Consider the following 16,986-nt stretch of genomic DNA (forward strand, 5'->3'; position numbering starts at 1 on the left):
CCCTTTGCACGATAGCGATAGACTGTCTTTCCATGACATCCCCTACGAGTTGCGCGCCGGTTCCAAGGAAACAGGCCTTAATGAGGCCGTACTGGAGATCGGTGCAGTCCTGGAACTCGTCCAAGAATACCTGGCTGTATGTTTCCTCAGCGCGTTCCGCGCGATCACGCTGCCCTCGACGATCGTCTTCGCAAGAGGGATCATGTCCCTGAATGTAATCGACTGGCCCTGGATGCGAGCCGGCCCGACGGAGAAGTCCGCAGCCAGTACGTCCTGCCCGGTGAGCGCGAGGCGGAACTGCTGGATTATGCGGAGCACGAAGCGATGGAATGTGAAGCTGTCGAAGCGTTCCCCAAGCTGGTGGCCGCACCGGCGCCTTACGCGCGCCTTGAGGTTCGTGCTGGCATCGACCTTGAAGGAGATCGCAAGGATACGCTTTGGGTATCTGCAGCTTCGCGTCCGCAGGAGAAAGTCGGCGCGTTGCGAGCATCTCCGTCTTGCCGGCTCCCGGTCCGGCAGTGAGCGCTAGGTTGGCTTCGGTCTCTGTTGCTGCCTCTAGGGCATTGGGCTCCAGAACGAACCCGTCCGAAGGTTTCCAATGTTCCGCACGGATCATTCAGGAAGATTTCCCAGCATCGTCCTCACGCGTTCGAGAGCCGATCGAGGAGCTGGCGAAACGGCCGGAGGTGCGCTTTCGCACGCGCTCTTACGAAACGGTGCGCTCGGCCGTCGCATCCGGCTTCGGCATGGCCGTCCTCAACATGCGGCCTATCGGTCGCGCCACCGCCGATGGGGAGGAGATCGTTCGAAGACCAATCCTCGATGAACTGCCGCCACCGACGCTGATCGTCGCCGACATGAACAATCGAGTGGGAATGATTCAGGCCCACTCAAACGTCGATTGGCTTTGATGAACCTTCGCATATCGCCCACCCGGATTTCTAGGTACCACCATCAGAGCAATAAGGCTCACGGTGGTGCTTTTTAATGCCCAATGCGATGGAGAAAAGGCAATTTCCTGCCATGAAGCCTTCAATTGTCCTGAGGTATCTTTCAGGAGGCAATTGCTATGTTGTCGGCGTCGCCCTTAAAGCACTGAAAAGAACTATAAGCTGGCTGACCGTGACGGCATCTACGTCCGCGTCATGTCCAGGGGCGCGATCTAGGCAGATACGGCCGAGACGATCGCTCGCGGAGATCCGATGTCGCGCGCTATGGTACTTCGCTTACCCAAACGGATATGACTCTTGGGATCTGATTCCCCTGCGATAGTCCGGCCAGTCCAGAATGAGGCGGGCTATCTTGATTTCTTGGCTCCAATGACTGAGTACCCGCGCCTTGCCTACAGCATGAAAGCCGTTCGCAAGGCAGGCGACCGGCTGGCAAAACCTATTCAGTTCGGACGAGACATCACTGTCGGCCAGTATGTGGACGCACTCGAAATCTTCTCAATCGCCAATAGCTGGCGCGACTCGCACTTTCTGCCGATGCGCAGCGTTCGGTTCTCTGTCGGTCATCACATAAGAGCCCTGCGACTGGAGGGCGACATGGCATCCCGGCCGAAGCGCATGGCATCCATTCGTCGGAAGCTTCGAGAGTCCACCACCAATTTGGACACCATGAACGACATCGGCGGTTGCCGAGCGATCATGGCCGATATCAAAGGTGTTCGCTCGCTTCTCGCATCGATGCGAGACAAGTTCCCCCATGAGATCCACTCTAGGGAGTTTAACTATATCGATGAGCCGAAGCCGGACGGGTATCGAAGTCACCATATTGTTTTCAAATACCGACCCAGAGATGCCGACACCGAGGCTTTCGACGGACGACGCATCGAGTTGCAAGTTCGTACCAAGCTTCAGCACTCATGGGCAACTGCGGTTGAGGCTGTCGGGCTATTCCGGGGCCAGGATTTGAAGCACGGAGAGGGCGACCAGGATTGGCTTCGCCTTTTCCAGCTTATGTCGGCGGAATTCGCGCACGTTGAGCAGTGCCCCGTTCATGTAAGTGTTCCGGATCACAATGACCGGGTTCGAGAATTGCGGGATCTCAACAAGCGTATAGATGCGATCGGCATACTAGAAAAAATCAATAATACTACTCACTGCCCAGAAAACTTCGTACATAAAGCAGCCAAAACTCGATACTATTTGCTTCAATATGGAAAAGATCATAAATTGTCCATCGAGCCGTTCTGGGCGCTTATATTAGGTGCGCGAAAACTGAAAGAGACCGAGCAAAAAATCGAGCTAAGGGGCAGTGAGGTGAAGGCTGTCTTGGTCGAGGTAGATAAGAAAGAAAAGCTTGTGGAAATGTATCCGAATTACTTCGGAGACGTTTACTTATTTGCTCGTAATCTGAAATCCATCTGCACGGGAAAAGCGGCTATCGAATACAGTTAGCCTGCACAGGTGGTAGCTCCGAACCCTACGAAAGGCCCTATTATGGTTCGGCTTAAGCGCCGTCGCTCGCTTCCGTGTGAAGTAACCCGAGGCGAGGCGCTTGCCGACGATACCATCGAGGCTGCGACCGGCCCGTGCATCGTCGTTCATGCCAGGGGCTACGCGTGAATTATGGCGGAAGTCATATTCGGAGAGGTCGCGGTGCAGATGCTTTTTTGCGCAAGGCTGATAGGTGCCACGCATGCCGCGCTTGAAGATGCTGATGCGCCGGGTATTTTGGCAGTGTTTACTCAGCCGCCGGGGCAGGTCATTCCGATCTCGGGGTGACATCGGGCGATCGCAGCAGTCTGGCGAGTGCGGAGCGTTTCGTCGATCTTGCGCACGTGAGCGGGACCGATGACCGTGACAAAGTTCACCGTTTAATCGAGCATGGCCTCGACGGTGGCGACAAAGTCGTCGAGCGAGCGATCCCCGCGAATCTCGATGCGTGGAAGATCGATGGGATCGCAATTAAGGTCCGCCGGCCCGTGTCTGCTGCCGAAGCCGATCCGATAGCCGGACTCCTTGGCCAGTCTGCCGAGCCGTCGGTCGGTGACAGAGAAGGGTGCCGCGAACGCCGAGGTTGGCCGACCGGTCCAACGTTCGATGAACATACGAGAGCGCAGCAGTTCGGCGGCCAAGTCAGAGCTCGACAGACCATCGATCGCGCGATGCGTCGCGAGATGGCTTCCGAAGAACGCACCTTCGGCGGCGAGCCGCCGCACCGTCCCGGCATCCATAAGCTGCGTCGGCGGACCGTTTTCGGCATCCCACTGCGCGCTTTCACCCACCAGGTCAGTCACCAGGAACACTTCCGCGGTCAGGTCGTTCGCGCGCAAGGTTGGCCAGGCTTGGTCGGCAAAATTCTGGAAGCCGTCATCGAAGGTGATGAGCACTGGGCGGCCAGCGAAAGGCTGACGGTTGGCGATGGACCGTTCCAGTTGCTCGGACGTGATCGCGTGAAAGCCATTGGCGCGCAGCCATGCCATCTGGCTGGCGAATGCGGCGGGCGTTAGCCGAAAACGGGCGAGGGCAGCCGGACCTTCTTCGGCGACGCTGTGGTACATGAGGACAGGGATACGTGGCCGCCGCTCGCTGCGCGCGACGTCGCGGCGCAAGGCCCGCGCCCCGCCCCAGACGATATTTCGGGCGACCCCGAGTCCGATGGGCGCGCGGATCGGCGCATGATCAATCCTCGGTTCCGTCACTACATCGTGCGGTGACAGGCGGCGGAAGCGGTCTATGCGATAGAGCTCGGTCTGGATCGACTGCTCGAGGACGAGACCTTCGGTCGCTGCGAGCGCCTCTGAGATCGCTTGTGCCCCGAATGTGTTCCAGTCGAAGCCCGTCCTTTCAACATTGTCACGCAGCACGAATGCGTGGGCGCTGATGAAACTGCCGCCAGGCGCCAACGCCTCTGCGAATTTTTTGGCAATGCGCCGCAACTCGGCGAGATCATCCAGATAGTAGAGCACTTCCGAACAGAAGATCAGATCCATTTCACCCGGCAGCGTGTCTGCGGAGAAATCCAGTACGCCGAATTCGACGTTCGGCTGATCGCTGCATCGCGCGCGGGCCCGTCCCACGGCTATGGCGGAGATGTCGGTTGCGGTCAGATGGCCCACTCGCGGCGCCAGCTGCCGCGTGAAGTGGCCCTCCGCGCAGGCGAGCTCAAGTGCCCGTCCGATGGGACCCGCAGGCAGAATCTCGAGTTGCCGCTCATATTTTTCCTGCTCATAGGACGAACCGTAGTTCCAGGGATCCTCGGTCGTGAAATAGCCATTCCAGAACAACGTGCGATTCTCGTCGTGCCTGGGCCGTGCACGGCGCGGCGCGGCAGAAGGCTCCGCAGGTTCGGCGCTCGACCGGACCAACTCCCGCGCTTGCGCAGCCAATCTCGCGAGTTTGCCGAAATGGCTGTCGGGATCAGGCTCGCGTTCGGCTGTGCCTGACAATGCCCGGGCTGGAAGCGTGTTCGGAGTGTTGGCGCCAGCCTCCTTTTGCGGTGCGAAATTCCGGATCAGTTCAATCCAATGATCCCTTGTCACTGTCCCGAGCACGCCGAATTGTACGACGGCCTCGATGTGGCCATCCATCATCAGGTAGGCATAGATTTGGTCGATTCCTTCCGGCAGTTCGGTCGAGGTCGGATTTCGAGCGTCGACGCGGATTCCAAGTGTTCGCGCCAGCCTGCGCGGCGCGCCAAGATCGTCGGCGTCGAGAAGCATTTGCTCAAGCTGATACTGGATGCGGCGAGCCGCTGCGGGATTGTCCCAGACCTTGCTGAGTTCGGTAATCAACTCGGTGATGGCGCGGCCGAACCTTCCCCACCTGGCAGCCAGTTGCGCCGGCACAGACAGGCTTCCCACCGCAAGGCCGTTGATGGCTACCTTGGCGATCTCACTCGCCCACTTGCGTCCGGCCGGAAGCGCGCGCAGGGACTGCGGGTTGATCGAGCCCGAGCCGCCGCCGCAATCCGACGCGGCGTTCCAAAATGCGAACCACGCGAGTGCTTCGGAAGCGGTGCGGCCATCCGCCGAGTTCGCTCCGTTGGCGTGGATAGTCACCGGGTGTTTGACTCTGGAGTCGGCAGAGAAGCCACGGGCGATGACGATTTCCGCGTCGGCCAGCATCTGAGATGAATTGCGGGTGAGCGAGTTGGGGCTAGCCCGGTAGAAGGCGAGCGGCTCGTCGACCATTACCCAATTTCTGCCGAGACGGGCGAGGCGCTGCCACAGATCCCAGTCCTCGCATGTACGCAGCGACACATCGAAACCGCCCAACTCGACGATTGTCTCCCGGTCGAGCAGCAGCGCGTGGGTGGCGATGGCACACCGGCGGGCAAATGTTTCAAAGGGCTGGATCGCAACCTCTGACGAGATGCTCAACCAGATAAGTTCGCCATCGGGCATCACGCATTGGGAGCCGCAATAGGCGGCCACTGAATCGGGCGCAGCCTCCAGTGCGGCTAGCATTTTCGCGAGGAAGCTGGCGTCTACCCAATCGTGCGCATCCAGAAACATGAGCCAGTGGCCGCGCGCCGTCGAAATCCCGCTATTGCGCGCGCCGGCGGGGCCACGGGCGCAAGAATTCAACGTCCGAAATCGGGAATCTTGTCCCACATAACTGGCAATGATCGCGGGGGTGCGGTCCGTGGAGGCGTCGTCGACGATGATCGCCTCCCAATCCACGATTTCCTGATCGAGAAGGCAATCGAGTGCGCGCGCCAGCGTCACCTCTGCGTTGTGCGCAGGAACCACGATTGAAACCAATGGATTATGCGCCATGCCGTCTTACCCAAGCCTGGTTCGAAGGTACAAGAGCCCCGAGACATAGCCGGCGATTTCCCGCCAAAGGAAACGGTCACCGAGGATGCTGCATCCAAACAGTCTCCCGTGAACTCTTCCGAGCCGTCGCGCCGCCATTTGGCTGCAGTGCGAGCTTGCTCCTGTCCTGCTAGCGACGTTAGAAGCCTGGCGCAGCATTTCATCCGTGCCGCCGAGATCGGACGCCGGCTGTCGCAGATGCACGTCAAAGCCAAGCATGCCGCATACTCATGTCGATCCCTGAACTCGGCGCCATGACCACAAGCTGCGGTCCCTGGCCTGGCTATGGCAAACTGCCGTCCTTTGCAATCGACGACGCAACAATGCAAGCCCACTGAAGCTTTGGTTGAATGACTGCCAGCTATTGGGACCTATTGCTCTCTCCTATCGACCGAAACACCTCGATTCCGGGCTGCATTCTTGATCGGCGATTCCGCGTGTGAAAAGAAGATTCTCCTTCTACTGTTGAGCTCGCGCCGGAAGCTGATGGTGGCAGTATATAGCGGAGCGAGAGCCAATATGCTGCCCGCTGGAACAGCTATTTTAGCAATTTCTAATGAAAACTCATTACTTACATCTGTCTAAATAGATATACATAATGCCATTGTATCACTCGGCTTCATAGTAGATTTCGCTCGATAACCAATTAGATTAAACGGCTATGGTTGCTATCACAGAGAGGGGCGAGAGCAACACCTAGCGGTACTGGTGCTTTTTCGGCCGGTCCAAGACGTGTAAAAAGAGCACGCAAATTGGCTTGCGCCAAGAAGATTCCGGCTTGCAGGTCGCGGATTTTGCTGGCATCTTCACCTGTTTATGGGTCTCTGCACTGTGGCAGGTGGTTCAAATAGAGGGGTATAAGGATGGCCAAGGAATCTTCGAGTACTTCGAGTGCCGTTTCCTCCGCAAACAAGGCGGACGCAAATTTGATCGGTAATGCAGACGGAAGCGGGCTGAACTTCATGGCGGCCCAGGTTCGCGAAAACGGGGGCGCCGGCGACGCCGTAGGTGTCGACAAGATACGCGATCTGCTGTTCGGCAACCAGATGCAGGACTATGACCGCCGTTTTTCCAAGCTTGAAGAACGGGTGTTGCAGCGCTTCAAGGATGTCGAATCCGAAGCCAAGCGCAATCTTGAGATGTACGAGTCAAATGCAAAGAAGCAGATCGATTCGCTCGCGGCGCAATTGCGGAACGAAAAAGACTCACGAGCCGATGCCGACAAGGAGATTGACCGGAATCTTCGCGAGCAAAACCAGGCACTTGAAAAGCAGGTGCGTGCGTTGTCGGATCAATTGAGCGCGCTTGAGCGGGACGTTTCGGACCGGATAAATCGAAACGATCATTTGTTGCGTGAGGAAATTAAGCAGAAGAATGAAGGCGTTCAGATGCTGATAGAGAAAATGTTTGCCGATCTCAGCAACGTTAAGACCGACCGAAATCTTTTGGCTGGCCTGTTTGTAGAGGTTGCGAAATGTCTGAATCAGGATCCCGTCGGCAGCAAGGGCAACTCGGATCGTAGCTGGAAAGTGAGTTGATGGGACCTTGACGTCAACCGTCGACCCAATCAGTCTTCCACAAAGAACAGCCTCGAACGATACAGAAATTGATCGCGAGGCTCTGGCTCGTCTTTTGGTCGAAATTGCCCGGAACGTTGATCCGGACTATCGTGCGCGTTTCGACGGAGTTCCAACCGCCGATCCTCGCATGGAAACGCTGCGCCAGTTGCTGGTCAGCCGCGAAATTTCGGAGCTTTCACGAGTTACGCATCTGCTGGACGAACCCGAGCAGCTTGCGGCAGCGGTGGGCGATGTTCTTCCCATTGCGGTCGCGCGAGCGACTCATGCGCAGCTCGGCGAGGCGCTTGCGCCAGCTGTCGAACGGGCTGTGCAACGGTCAATCCAGAAGAGCCCGCGCACGCTGACGGATATATTATACCCGGTGTTTCTGCCGGCAATCCGCAAGTCGATCGGGGAAAAGATCGACCAGACATTTCAGTCACTGAATGAAACTTTAAGACATATATTTACCTGGCATGGGCTCAAGTGGAGATTTGAAGCTTGGAGGACAGGTGCGAGCTTCTCGGAAGTTGTCCTAAAGCATTCTCTTATCTATCGTGTAGAGCATGCCTTTCTCATTAATCGTAATTCCGGGCTTTTGATAGCGCATGTAGCTGCCGACAATGCGACGAGCGAAGATCCCCAGCTGATTTCGTCGATGCTTAGTGCAATTCAAGATTTTGTGAAAGATTCATTCAACGAGAGAGAGCAGAGCGGCCTGGACACTATCCGTTTTGGCGACCTTCGTCTCTGGTCGGAAGTTGGACCGTTTGCGACCCTGGTTTCGGTGATCCGGGGAAATCCGCCAGAGGAATTGCATGAAATAGTTCGCGATGTATTGCTTCGCATCCATGAGGAATGCTCACAGGCTTTAGTAGAGTTTGACGGCGACAGTTCGCAGTTGGCCGGGGTAGAGGCGCAATTGCGGACCTGCGTGGAGCAGAAGCAGGAGGAATCAAACGAGGGATTTCCGTGGCTGGTGGCCGCCGTGGCCCTGCTGTTTTTGATTCTGGCAGGCGGTTGGTTCTTTCTTTCCTGGCAATCCGGGCAGCGCTGGCAGGCTTATGTGTCGCGCTGGCAGGCCTACGTGTCGCGACTGGAGGCCCAGCCGGGCATCATCGTTGCCGAACAACAGGCGCGCGACGGCCAATTCTATATTGCCGGCCTAAGAGACCCGCTTGCCGCCGACCCACAGTCGCTGTTGTCTGGAACGCAGGTCGATCCCGCCCGGGTTCATTCGCAGTGGCAATTCTATCAGAGCCTTCAACCGGAGTTCGTGCTGAAGCGGCTGAAGGCGTCGCTGGCTCCGCCGGATTCAGTACGACTATCAATCGACAATGAGCGCATCGTTGCCGAGGGTGAGGCTCCCGACACCTGGATAGATCGGGCGCGTGCAGCGGCCCGACAGCTTTCGGCAGGCGGACCGGAATTCGACATCTCCAAGGTTCGTGACGTAAGCCCCGAAGTACTCGAGGCGAAGCGCTGGCAGGCCTACGTGTCGCGACTGGAGGCCCAGCCGGGCATCATCGTTGCACAACAAAAAATACGCGATGGCCGATTCTATATTGCCGGCCTGAGAGACCCGCTTGCCGACGACCCGCAGTCGCTGTTGTCTGGAACGCAGGTCGATCCCGCCCGGGTTCATTCACAATGGCAATTTTATCAGAGCCTTGAGCCGGAGTTCGTGTTGAAACGGCTGACGGCGTCGCTGTATCCACCGGATACAGTACGACTTTCGATCGTCAATAATCGCATCATTGCCGAGGGCGAGGCTCCCGACACCTGGATAGATCGGGCGCGCGCAGCGGCCCGACAGCTTTCGGCAGGTGGACCGGAATTCGACATTTCCAAGGTTCGTGATGTGAGCCCCGAAGCACGCGCGGCGGAGCACTGGCAGTATTATGTGTCGCGACTTGAGGCCCAACCGGGAATTGTCGTCGCCCAACAATCGACCAGGGGTGGACATTTCTATATTTCCGGCCTGCGAGACCCGCTTGCCGCCGACCCGCAAGCTCTGCTGTCCGGAACGGAGGTCGATCCTGCCCGCGTTCATTCACAGTGGCAATTCTACCAGAGCCTTGATCCGAAGTTTGTGGTGAAGCGGCTGACGGCGTCGCTGACGCCGCCGAAATCGGTCCGACTTTCGATCATCCAGGGTCGCATCGTTGTCGTGGGCGAGGCTCCTGCCGCCTGGATCGACCGGGCGCAGGCCGCCGCTGAACAACTTTCGGCGGACGGAGTGGTTCTGGATGTCTCGCAACTGCGTGAGCTGGACCTTGCAGAGCTCAATCATTTGAGAGAGTCTATCCAGACGACCGACATTTTCTTCTCTTCCGGCAAAGTTGTGCCGGGACCAGAGCAGACGCCGGTTCTCGACAGATTGGCGGATCAAATAAAGGAATTCGCCCAAAATGCCCGCAAGTCAGGCGTAACTGCGCGGTTCATGTTGACCGGCCATTCGGACACCACGGGCCGTGAGACGGCCAACGCGTCGATCAGCGCCGCCCGTGCCGAGACAGTTCGTGCGCTTCTCAACAAGCGCGGCGTCGCCCCGGAACTGCTGCTGGTTCGGGGCGCGGGCACCTTTGAACCGGCGGTGCCTGAAAATAGTCAGGCTGGTAGCTCCACCAATCGCCGGGTTTCCGTTACGGTAAACTTGGACTAGGTCGGAGCCCAAGATGTTGCAAAAAAAGATCTGTATGTTGGGCGGGTTCTCTGTTGGAAAGACGAGCCTGGTTCGCAGGTTTGTGAAAAGCATCTTTTCAGAGACCTACTTGACCACGGTGGGAGTGAAAATCGACAAAAAGAGTGTCGCACTCCCGGACAAAACAGTGGATCTGATTTTATGGGATTTGGCCGGCGAAGATGATATCGGCTCATTCCGCGTCAGCCATGTGCGAGGTGCGACAGGCCTCGTGCTTGTCGTCGATGGAACCCGCGCCGCTACCCTTACCGCTGCACTCACGCTGCGCGAGCGGGTCGAGGCTGAATTCGGTGCTATGCCGTTCGTACTGCTTTTCAACAAATCAGATCTGGCCGATCGGTGGGTAATACCAGATAGAGAAATTGACGAACTGAGGCAACGCGGATGGCAAGTCTATCTGACAAGTGCGCTCTCGGGTGAGCATGTCGATGATGCGTTTCTTAAACTCGCTTCGATGGTCACCAAATAGACCATGCAAAGATTGCCAAGAGAGGTCGGAAGCTGGATTTACGATTTCTTCTACAACGAGCGTGCTATTGCGTATGTGAAAATTGACGCCCAGCTGCGGACAGCGGCGAAGGGCGGTAACGTTGAACATTACGGGCTCTCATGCCTTCGCATCGGTAAGCCTGTAGCCGACCAGCTTGAATTCATGGAAGGTTTGCTGCCTTGCCCGGAGCTTCCATTTCATATGCCTATGGTCGAACTGCCCAGCGGGCGTGTCGCGGACCTTCATCTTTTTGCTGATGATGACTGCGTGTGGCTGCTCTTTCTTGATGCCACTGCCGAACGCGACAACAAGCAGCGGCTTCAACAGAAGGCTTATGAAATGACTCTTCTGCAAGAGAGGGAGCGCCAACTCAACGAGAAGTTACATTCGGCCAATGAGGCGTTGAGGAAGAGTCAGGAGGGATTGTCGCGTGAATACCAGCGCGCGGAATCCCTGCTCCTCAACATTCTTCCGGCGTCGATCGCGGAGCGGTTGAAAGCGCAAAAGAAAATTGCCGACAACCACGCGGAGGTGAGTGTGCTTTTTGCCGACATCGTCGGTTTTACCGAAAGAGCGCGCAGCGTCGGAGCGGTGACTACGCTCGCTATCTTGAATTACTTCTTCAAGGCGGCGGATAGGCTCTCGGAACGACACGGCTGCGAAAAGATCAAGACTATCGGCGATTGTGTCATGGTGGTCGCTGGCCTGCCCACCGCGCGATCCGATCATGCACGAGCCCTCACGCACTATGCAGTTGAACTGCGCAAGGCGGTCAAGCGCGAACTCTTCGCAGGAGAACCGATAAGGCTGAGAATTGGAATTCACTCGGGACCGATCGTCGCTGGCGTCATAGGCAAAAGGCGGTTCGCCTATGACCTATGGGGCGAGACCGTTAATCTCGCCTCACGTATTCAAACGTCCGCGGAGCCCGGTGAAATCCGTATCTCCGATGCAACGCGCCAACTGCTTGGGCCAAAATTTGCTTGCGACCCACTTGAGGAAACGGAATTGCGTGGTGCAGGTCGTGTACGAATGTGGCGGCTCCCAGCCTGATTTCCGGTTGACGATCCTGGAGCGCACTGCATCTCAAGCCGCAAATGATCAACGCAAAGATTTGACCCAACTAGTGACCCTCATTGGGCGACTTGGGGCTGGCTCGCAACGACAGTTACGGCCACCTGGGCCGTTTTCCCCACGCGTGGCGGCATGGCAGGAACTGCTCGCGTCAATCCTGACTATTCGCTGGAATACCGTCGCAAAGTCTTGCCTTACAAGGAACCCTGCCGATATCGAACTCACGGTCGACGGGCTCCGCAAGGCCGGAATAGTGCAATGACAAATGAGGGCATGCGGCCCGGATCAGACGCCAAAGGCTCGGCCTATCTTGCGCCATCGGGCGTTTTCACGAACCAGTTTCAGGTCGTCGGTCGTCTCGGCAAAGGTGTGCGAACGGTAGTGCCCGAGCAGGTCAGGAAACAGCCTCCCTGCCGGCAGGCCGGCAACCTGTTCGCGGACCGACATTTTTTCATCGATGACCCGGGTGCCCCAGGCATTTTCCCGAACCTGCAACTCGGCAGCCAGACCGCGCTCTTCCGGCGCGGTTTCATCCAGCGCGGCCAGCAGGATCGAATGGAAAAGCGCTACATAACCGATCTGCCTCAGGCCGCCCACGACCCGCACGCGCGGCAATATGGCAAGAACGAGGAACGTCAGGAACAAGTTCGGCAGCAGCACGCCGTCCAGCAGCGCCTGCTTGAGATGCGCCCGCTCGAACGGGATGGAAAGACCATTCGGCCTTTCAGGCTCGATCAGGTGCCCGTTCTCGAGGACGAGCTTGCGCACGCGCTCCTCGCGAATGCCCCAGAAATAGGCCGTGGCATTGGGCAGGAATCTGCCAAATGGGCTCGATTCGGTCTCTTGCAGGGTACGTTCGAGACGCTGACGCCTTGCGGGCTCAAGGAGCAGCTTGGAAAGAAGGCTGCTGTCATGGTCCAGATGCCGCGCCACGACGGAAGCCGCGAGCCGGTCATCGATGAACACCGGCCGAGCCATGCCGGAACGATCCCAATCGGCGACCAGATCCTCGTTGAGTTCTGTCAGTGCATCGGCGGCGGTTCCAAACACCTTGTCCTGGCTGGCGAGCAGTGTGCCCAGCCAGCGGCTGGCATCCGTTTCGTCGCCCACCGCTTCGAGCGCCCGCTTGTTGAGGGTGACCGGGCCGGCCGCGCAGGCGCTTTTGCGGCATAGTTTGTGGCGCCCCATGCCAAACAAGTTGACCTTGTCGTCGCCGACATCGAGCCATCCCGGCCCCTCCCGGCCAATTGTCTCCATGGTCATCGTCGTTCCCATGAAGCCGACGAAGGCCGACAGCCCGTTTTCGACCGCGCCGAGCCAGGCAAACAGGAGGGCATCGAAGGTGATCCGGTCCATCAGAAGCAGGCAGTGGAGGCCGGACTGAATCACCGGTCTGTGGTCGAATTCTTCAAGGGCCTTGCCGACCTCTTCAGGCTGCATGATCAAATCAAGGCGCTGATGCAGTATATCAAGCAGGATCGAACGGGCAGCGATCGCCGGACTCGATGCAGGCCTTGCCACCGGCCGCCACAGATGGCGGGCGTATTCGGAAACCGGTGCATTCCAGTTCTGCTCGATGTCACGCACGACTTCCGGGCAGAGCAGTGATAGCACTGCCAGAACATCCACCGGAGCCTTAAGGGTCGGATCAAAGTCCGTGGTCATCAGAACCGCAGCCGGGCCATGCTCAGAAGGTCGTGATACCGCCCTTCGGTAAAGCCGGCCTTCACATGCCGGCCTTCGACCTCGAAGCCGTGGCTTGTGTAGAGGCGGATGGCCGGTTCATTGTCGGCATAGACGGTCAATTCGACTCGCTTCAGGGCGCGCCAGTTGTCGGCCACGTCAAGCAGCGCGCCAAGTATGGCAGAGCCGATACCCTTGCCGACAAAGCCATCGTCAAGGCCGATATTGATCTCGCCGATGTGCGAACGGCGCGGCGAACCCTGCACGACCAGGCTGCCATGGCCGACGACCTTGCCGTCCAGCTCGGCAACGATCCAGGTGGTTTCCTGGCCGGACTTGGCGATACGCCGTTCTACCTGCTCCACCATCTCGAATGGCATCCTGAGCGTGCCCCAGCGGAAGCCCGGCATGTTGAAGATGGCGCAAAGCGCCTCCGCATCGCTTGGCCGAATGGCCCGGAGTTGCGGCTGGATTTTCTTTGCGAATGGCGAGGTCGTGCTGGTCATGGCTTTCCCGGCAAAGGCAATGGGCCCGGCACGATGCACCGGACATCATCTGAAAATCCAGCCATCTCATCATCCTATGATGCCGATTGCGCGCTGAAGTACCAGGAGACGGCGTAGAGTTTGAAGATGCCGCTGATTCCGATCCAGCCGAAAAGGGCGAGCCAGCACAATGTTCCCGTCGCCGTCCAGTCGATCCGGTGCACTGCGGCCTCGGTGATGACAAGGCCAAGGATGGCAAACAAGCCGACCAGAAACTGCGCCAGACCGAGCACCAGCAGCTCTTCGCGCGGCGCGCTTTTCCTGACGAGATATGTGCCGCCCGCTCCGGCGAGGAAGATGGCGCTGTAGACCTGAGCGTGGAAGGCGTCGATCGGCCACGGCCAGAAGCCGCCGAATGTCAGGGGAAACAGCAACAGACCGACGCCATAGAGCCCGAGGATCACCATTTCCATCGACATGTAGCCGCGCCATGCAGAGTTTAAGGTCACGCCCTTTGCGGAAGGACGGCCCCTGGCCCGCCAAAGGAACGATCCGGATACCGCGACCGAAGCAAGATAGACCAAGAACCAGAGCCAGGGCGCTTTGCGCTCGAAGTTGAAATAGCCGAGACTGAAGAACGAAGCCGCCGACACGATGACGGTGAAGATGAAGGCCATGACAAGCACGAGCCTGCCTGGCGACCAGCGGTTCCAGACCAGCAGCGCCGCCATCACGACCATTTCGGCGGTGTAGAAGCCGCCGAGGAAGCGGGCATTGAACGGCGTGACGGCCCAGGGCCAGCGCGGCTTGACCAGCGCAGGCGCGAAAAACAGGCCGGCGCCGACGATCAGGACGATGATGACCCCCGCCGAGAAAAGCCGCAGGGCCGCGGGAAATGGCGGGTTGCCGGGTGTCGGCGCGGGAGAAAGTCCCAAAGATGAATACCCCATGGACTCACCATAGTGCCGCTTGCGATCGGTGAAAATCCCGACGGAAATTGAACCGTCGCGCGGGCTTTGCCATTCGAATGGCCGTACGATCCGTTTCGAAGTAAGATGGAGCGCTCGGAACAAAGACCGGTTCCGGTGAACCACCTAGGGGGCGCATTTTCCGGAGCCTGCACGATGACCGAAATTCAGGATCTGTTCTCGCTTTTGCGGCAATCAACCGATGTCGATCTCCAGGCAATCGACGCGATCCGGCGGACCATCGCGGAAGGCAAGGATTATGAACTTTGCCGCATCAATGTGCCGGCTTTCGCCAGCAAGCATGGCCTCGACGAGGAACGCGCCATAAGCGCCTTCCTCCATGCGGCGCGGGTGGGCATCTTCGACATTTCATGGAATGTTCTGTGCCCCGGCTGTGGCGGCGTGCTCGACACCAACGCTACGCTGAAAACCCTGCAGAAGGACGAATACACCTGCGCGCTATGCTCCGAAGGCTATTCGCCGACCCTTGATGAGATGGTCGAGGTGACATTCACCGTCAGCCCTCGCGTGCGCAGGATTGCCGCCCACAATCCACACGAACTGCCGTTGGTGGAATATTTTCGCCAGATTTACTGGGGATCCGGCGTCGATCTGCCGGAAGAGGATCTGGCGAAAAACATAGGAGCGTTCTCGCTGGAGGATATCGAGCTGGCGCCGGGTGAAAAGGCCGTCCTGCTTATACAGCTTCCGCCCGAATTCATCATCGTCTTCGAGCCGGTCACCCATTCAGCGCAGTTCATCGACGCGAAGGGCAAACCAACAAAAGAGCGGCGAAGCCTGTCTTTGGCTTTCGACCGCGACCATGTCCAGAACCAGACACTGGAAATGCTACCCGGTCCGCTGCGTATTTCGCTGGAAAACAGGACCGACACCCGCGTGCTGCCGGCAGTCTTCATCGCCGGCGAGGCATTGCATAATCTCCTGGGCAAACGCCGGCCTTTTCTGACCGCCAAGCGCCTGCTCACCAACCAGACGTTCCGCGACCTCTATCGTACGGATACGCTCGACATCAACCAGCGCCTGAAGATCACCAGCCTCACCTTCCTGTTCACCGACCTGCGCGGATCGACCGCGCTTTACGAGCGGGTGGGCGACCTTTCAGCCTTCGATCTCGTGCACGTGCATTTCCAGGTTCTGCACGAGATCGTCGCGGCGGAGGCAGGCGCGGTGGTGAAGACCATCGGTGATGCGGTGATGGCGACATTCGCGACGCCTGATCGCGCGATGGCTGCGGCCCTCAGGATGCGTGATGCCATGCGTGCGCTCAATGACAGAAGCGGGCGCGAGGATCTGCTGCTCAAGATCGGTGTCCATGCCGGCCCCTGCATCGCCGTGTCCATGAACGAGCGACAGGACTATTTCGGCCAGACGGTCAACATTGCTTCACGGGTCCAGAACCTGGCCAACGCACAGGCTATCTTCGCCACCCGTGCAGTGGTCGACGACAATCTCACCGCCGATCTGTTGCGCAGGAACGCTCTGACGCCCGTGCTTCACGAAGTCTCGCTGCGCGGCATCGAGCGGGAGATAGCGGTGTATACAATCCCCTGAGCAATTGGGCCGTCCAGAGCAATTCCAAGGAAGTGTAAACGGTTTTCGGAAAAAGCGCCTAGCACTTTCCCTTGGAATTGCGGTAGAGCATCGTTTGCGTGAAAAGATGAGGGCTCTCGGCCGCTCACACGCGCTTGCAGAGGAAATAACGATCGGCGGGCTCTGAAGTCGGCGCCGGGAGGCGTTGCAGCAGCGGGTGATCGAGCGGCGTGCCACTGACCGCGAAGCCGCCGACGCGAAGCAGGCTCGCAATCAGATCGGGAAGCCAGGTAGCAGTCACTGCATCGCGATCGTCATAGCCGGTGCCGATGTCGGCATGAACAAGGGCGGCTTCGATGCCAATGAACTTGCGGGCCGTCTCGCGTATTTCGCCGAGCACGAGGTTTTCGGCTTCGGGAATTGAGCTGGCATGTGCACCGACTTCGCGGTCGAACACCACGATCCGGCGCCCGGGCAGGCGCTCGCGCAGATGGTGGAACGTCCGTCCGTTGCCGAGGCCGAGCTCGAGCACAAGCCCCTCCATCTTCGCCACCTCGACGCAGACTTGGTCGAGAATGTCGCGCTGTGCGGTCATCCTGCTGATGAAATTCTCAAGGCGACTCATATGCTTTGTGTGTCCTGAACCAGCTCAAGATCGGCAATGCCTCCGACAAGAACTGTTCACGGGTGTATCCCGAAGGCGTA

Annotated in this window: 13 protein-coding genes and 1 pseudogene; 7 read left to right on the plus strand and 7 right to left on the minus strand. The window is 58.4% G+C overall.

From position 1 onward, the window contains the following. Nucleotides 1-42: 42 nt before the first annotated feature. Nucleotides 43-519 carry a UvrD-helicase domain-containing protein gene (locus tag NKJ00_RS17600; protein ID WP_348629834.1) on the minus strand — a complete coding sequence of 159 codons (477 nt, stop codon included), beginning with the start codon at nt 517-519 and terminating at the stop codon, nt 43-45. 11 nt (nt 520-530) lie between these two features. On the opposite strand from NKJ00_RS17600, the gene NKJ00_RS17605 reads away from it, so the two are divergent. Together NKJ00_RS17605 and NKJ00_RS17610 are read left to right on the plus strand one after the other, a co-directional pair. Next, nucleotides 531-911, plus strand: a complete 381-nt coding sequence (locus NKJ00_RS17605) for a type 2 periplasmic-binding domain-containing protein (protein ID WP_206638033.1) — start codon at nt 531-533, stop codon at nt 909-911. Between the two features lie 408 nt (nt 912-1,319). Further along, nucleotides 1,320-2,402: a RelA/SpoT domain-containing protein gene (locus tag NKJ00_RS17610; RefSeq protein WP_352630578.1), complete on the plus strand. Its 1,083-nt coding sequence runs from the start codon at nt 1,320-1,322 to the stop codon at nt 2,400-2,402. Nucleotides 2,403-2,495: 93 nt separating this feature from the next. On the opposite strand, the pseudogene NKJ00_RS17615 reads toward NKJ00_RS17610, so the two are convergent. Beyond that, nucleotides 2,496-2,663: pseudogene (locus tag NKJ00_RS17615) on the minus strand (IS1595 family transposase); the annotation flags it as partial. A gap of 158 nt (nt 2,664-2,821) precedes the next feature. Beyond that, entirely contained in the window at nt 2,822-5,728 is a 2,907-nt protein-coding gene (locus tag NKJ00_RS17620) for a glycosyltransferase (RefSeq protein WP_352630580.1), read from the minus strand. A gap of 902 nt (nt 5,729-6,630) precedes the next feature. Between NKJ00_RS17620 and NKJ00_RS17625 the strand changes: the two genes are divergently transcribed. Genes NKJ00_RS17625 through NKJ00_RS17640 form a run of 4 tightly spaced genes read left to right on the plus strand, consistent with a single transcriptional unit; the run spans nt 6,631 to nt 11,573 of the window. Continuing rightward, the gene (locus NKJ00_RS17625; protein WP_031212622.1) at nt 6,631-7,305 is read left to right on the plus strand and encodes a coiled-coil domain-containing protein; all 675 of its coding nucleotides are present in this window, start codon (nt 6,631-6,633) and stop codon (nt 7,303-7,305) included. A 7-nt stretch (nt 7,306-7,312) separates the two neighbouring features. Further along, complete coding sequence (locus NKJ00_RS17630; protein WP_352442500.1) at nt 7,313-9,991, plus strand: OmpA family protein; 2,679 nt, start codon at nt 7,313-7,315, stop codon at nt 9,989-9,991. Between the two features lie 13 nt (nt 9,992-10,004). Next, nucleotides 10,005-10,499: a Rab family GTPase gene (locus tag NKJ00_RS17635; RefSeq protein WP_023809564.1), complete on the plus strand. Its 495-nt coding sequence runs from the start codon at nt 10,005-10,007 to the stop codon at nt 10,497-10,499. A gap of 3 nt (nt 10,500-10,502) precedes the next feature. Next, nucleotides 10,503-11,573, plus strand: a complete 1,071-nt coding sequence (locus NKJ00_RS17640) for an adenylate/guanylate cyclase domain-containing protein (protein ID WP_023809563.1) — start codon at nt 10,503-10,505, stop codon at nt 11,571-11,573. Between the two features lie 306 nt (nt 11,574-11,879). Here NKJ00_RS17640 and NKJ00_RS17645 read toward each other — a convergent pair whose 3' ends face one another. The 3 genes from NKJ00_RS17645 to NKJ00_RS17655 form a co-directional block, all read right to left on the minus strand. After that, entirely contained in the window at nt 11,880-13,259 is a 1,380-nt protein-coding gene (locus NKJ00_RS17645) for a hypothetical protein (protein ID WP_031212620.1), read from the minus strand. After that, the gene (locus NKJ00_RS17650) at nt 13,259-13,783 is read right to left on the minus strand and encodes a GNAT family N-acetyltransferase (protein WP_352630582.1); all 525 of its coding nucleotides are present in this window, start codon (nt 13,781-13,783) and stop codon (nt 13,259-13,261) included. Before NKJ00_RS17650 ends, NKJ00_RS17645 begins: the two co-directional genes overlap by 1 nt. Before the next feature lie 74 nt (nt 13,784-13,857). Then, nucleotides 13,858-14,697, minus strand: a complete 840-nt coding sequence (locus NKJ00_RS17655; protein WP_023809559.1) for a hypothetical protein — start codon at nt 14,695-14,697, stop codon at nt 13,858-13,860. A gap of 189 nt (nt 14,698-14,886) precedes the next feature. Here NKJ00_RS17655 and NKJ00_RS17660 point away from each other — a divergent pair, with 189 nt between their 5' ends. After that, complete coding sequence (locus NKJ00_RS17660; RefSeq protein WP_023809558.1) at nt 14,887-16,302, plus strand: adenylate/guanylate cyclase domain-containing protein; 1,416 nt, start codon at nt 14,887-14,889, stop codon at nt 16,300-16,302. Between the two features lie 124 nt (nt 16,303-16,426). On the opposite strand, the gene NKJ00_RS17665 is transcribed toward NKJ00_RS17660, so the two are convergent. Then, nucleotides 16,427-16,906 (minus strand): class I SAM-dependent methyltransferase, encoded by a 480-nt coding sequence (locus NKJ00_RS17665; RefSeq protein WP_023809557.1) that lies wholly within the window; start codon nt 16,904-16,906, stop codon nt 16,427-16,429. Nucleotides 16,907-16,986: the final 80 nt, after the last annotated feature.

Source organism: Mesorhizobium sp. M0227, from assembly GCF_040321855.1.
Classification (GTDB): Bacteria; Pseudomonadota; Alphaproteobacteria; order Rhizobiales; family Rhizobiaceae; genus Mesorhizobium.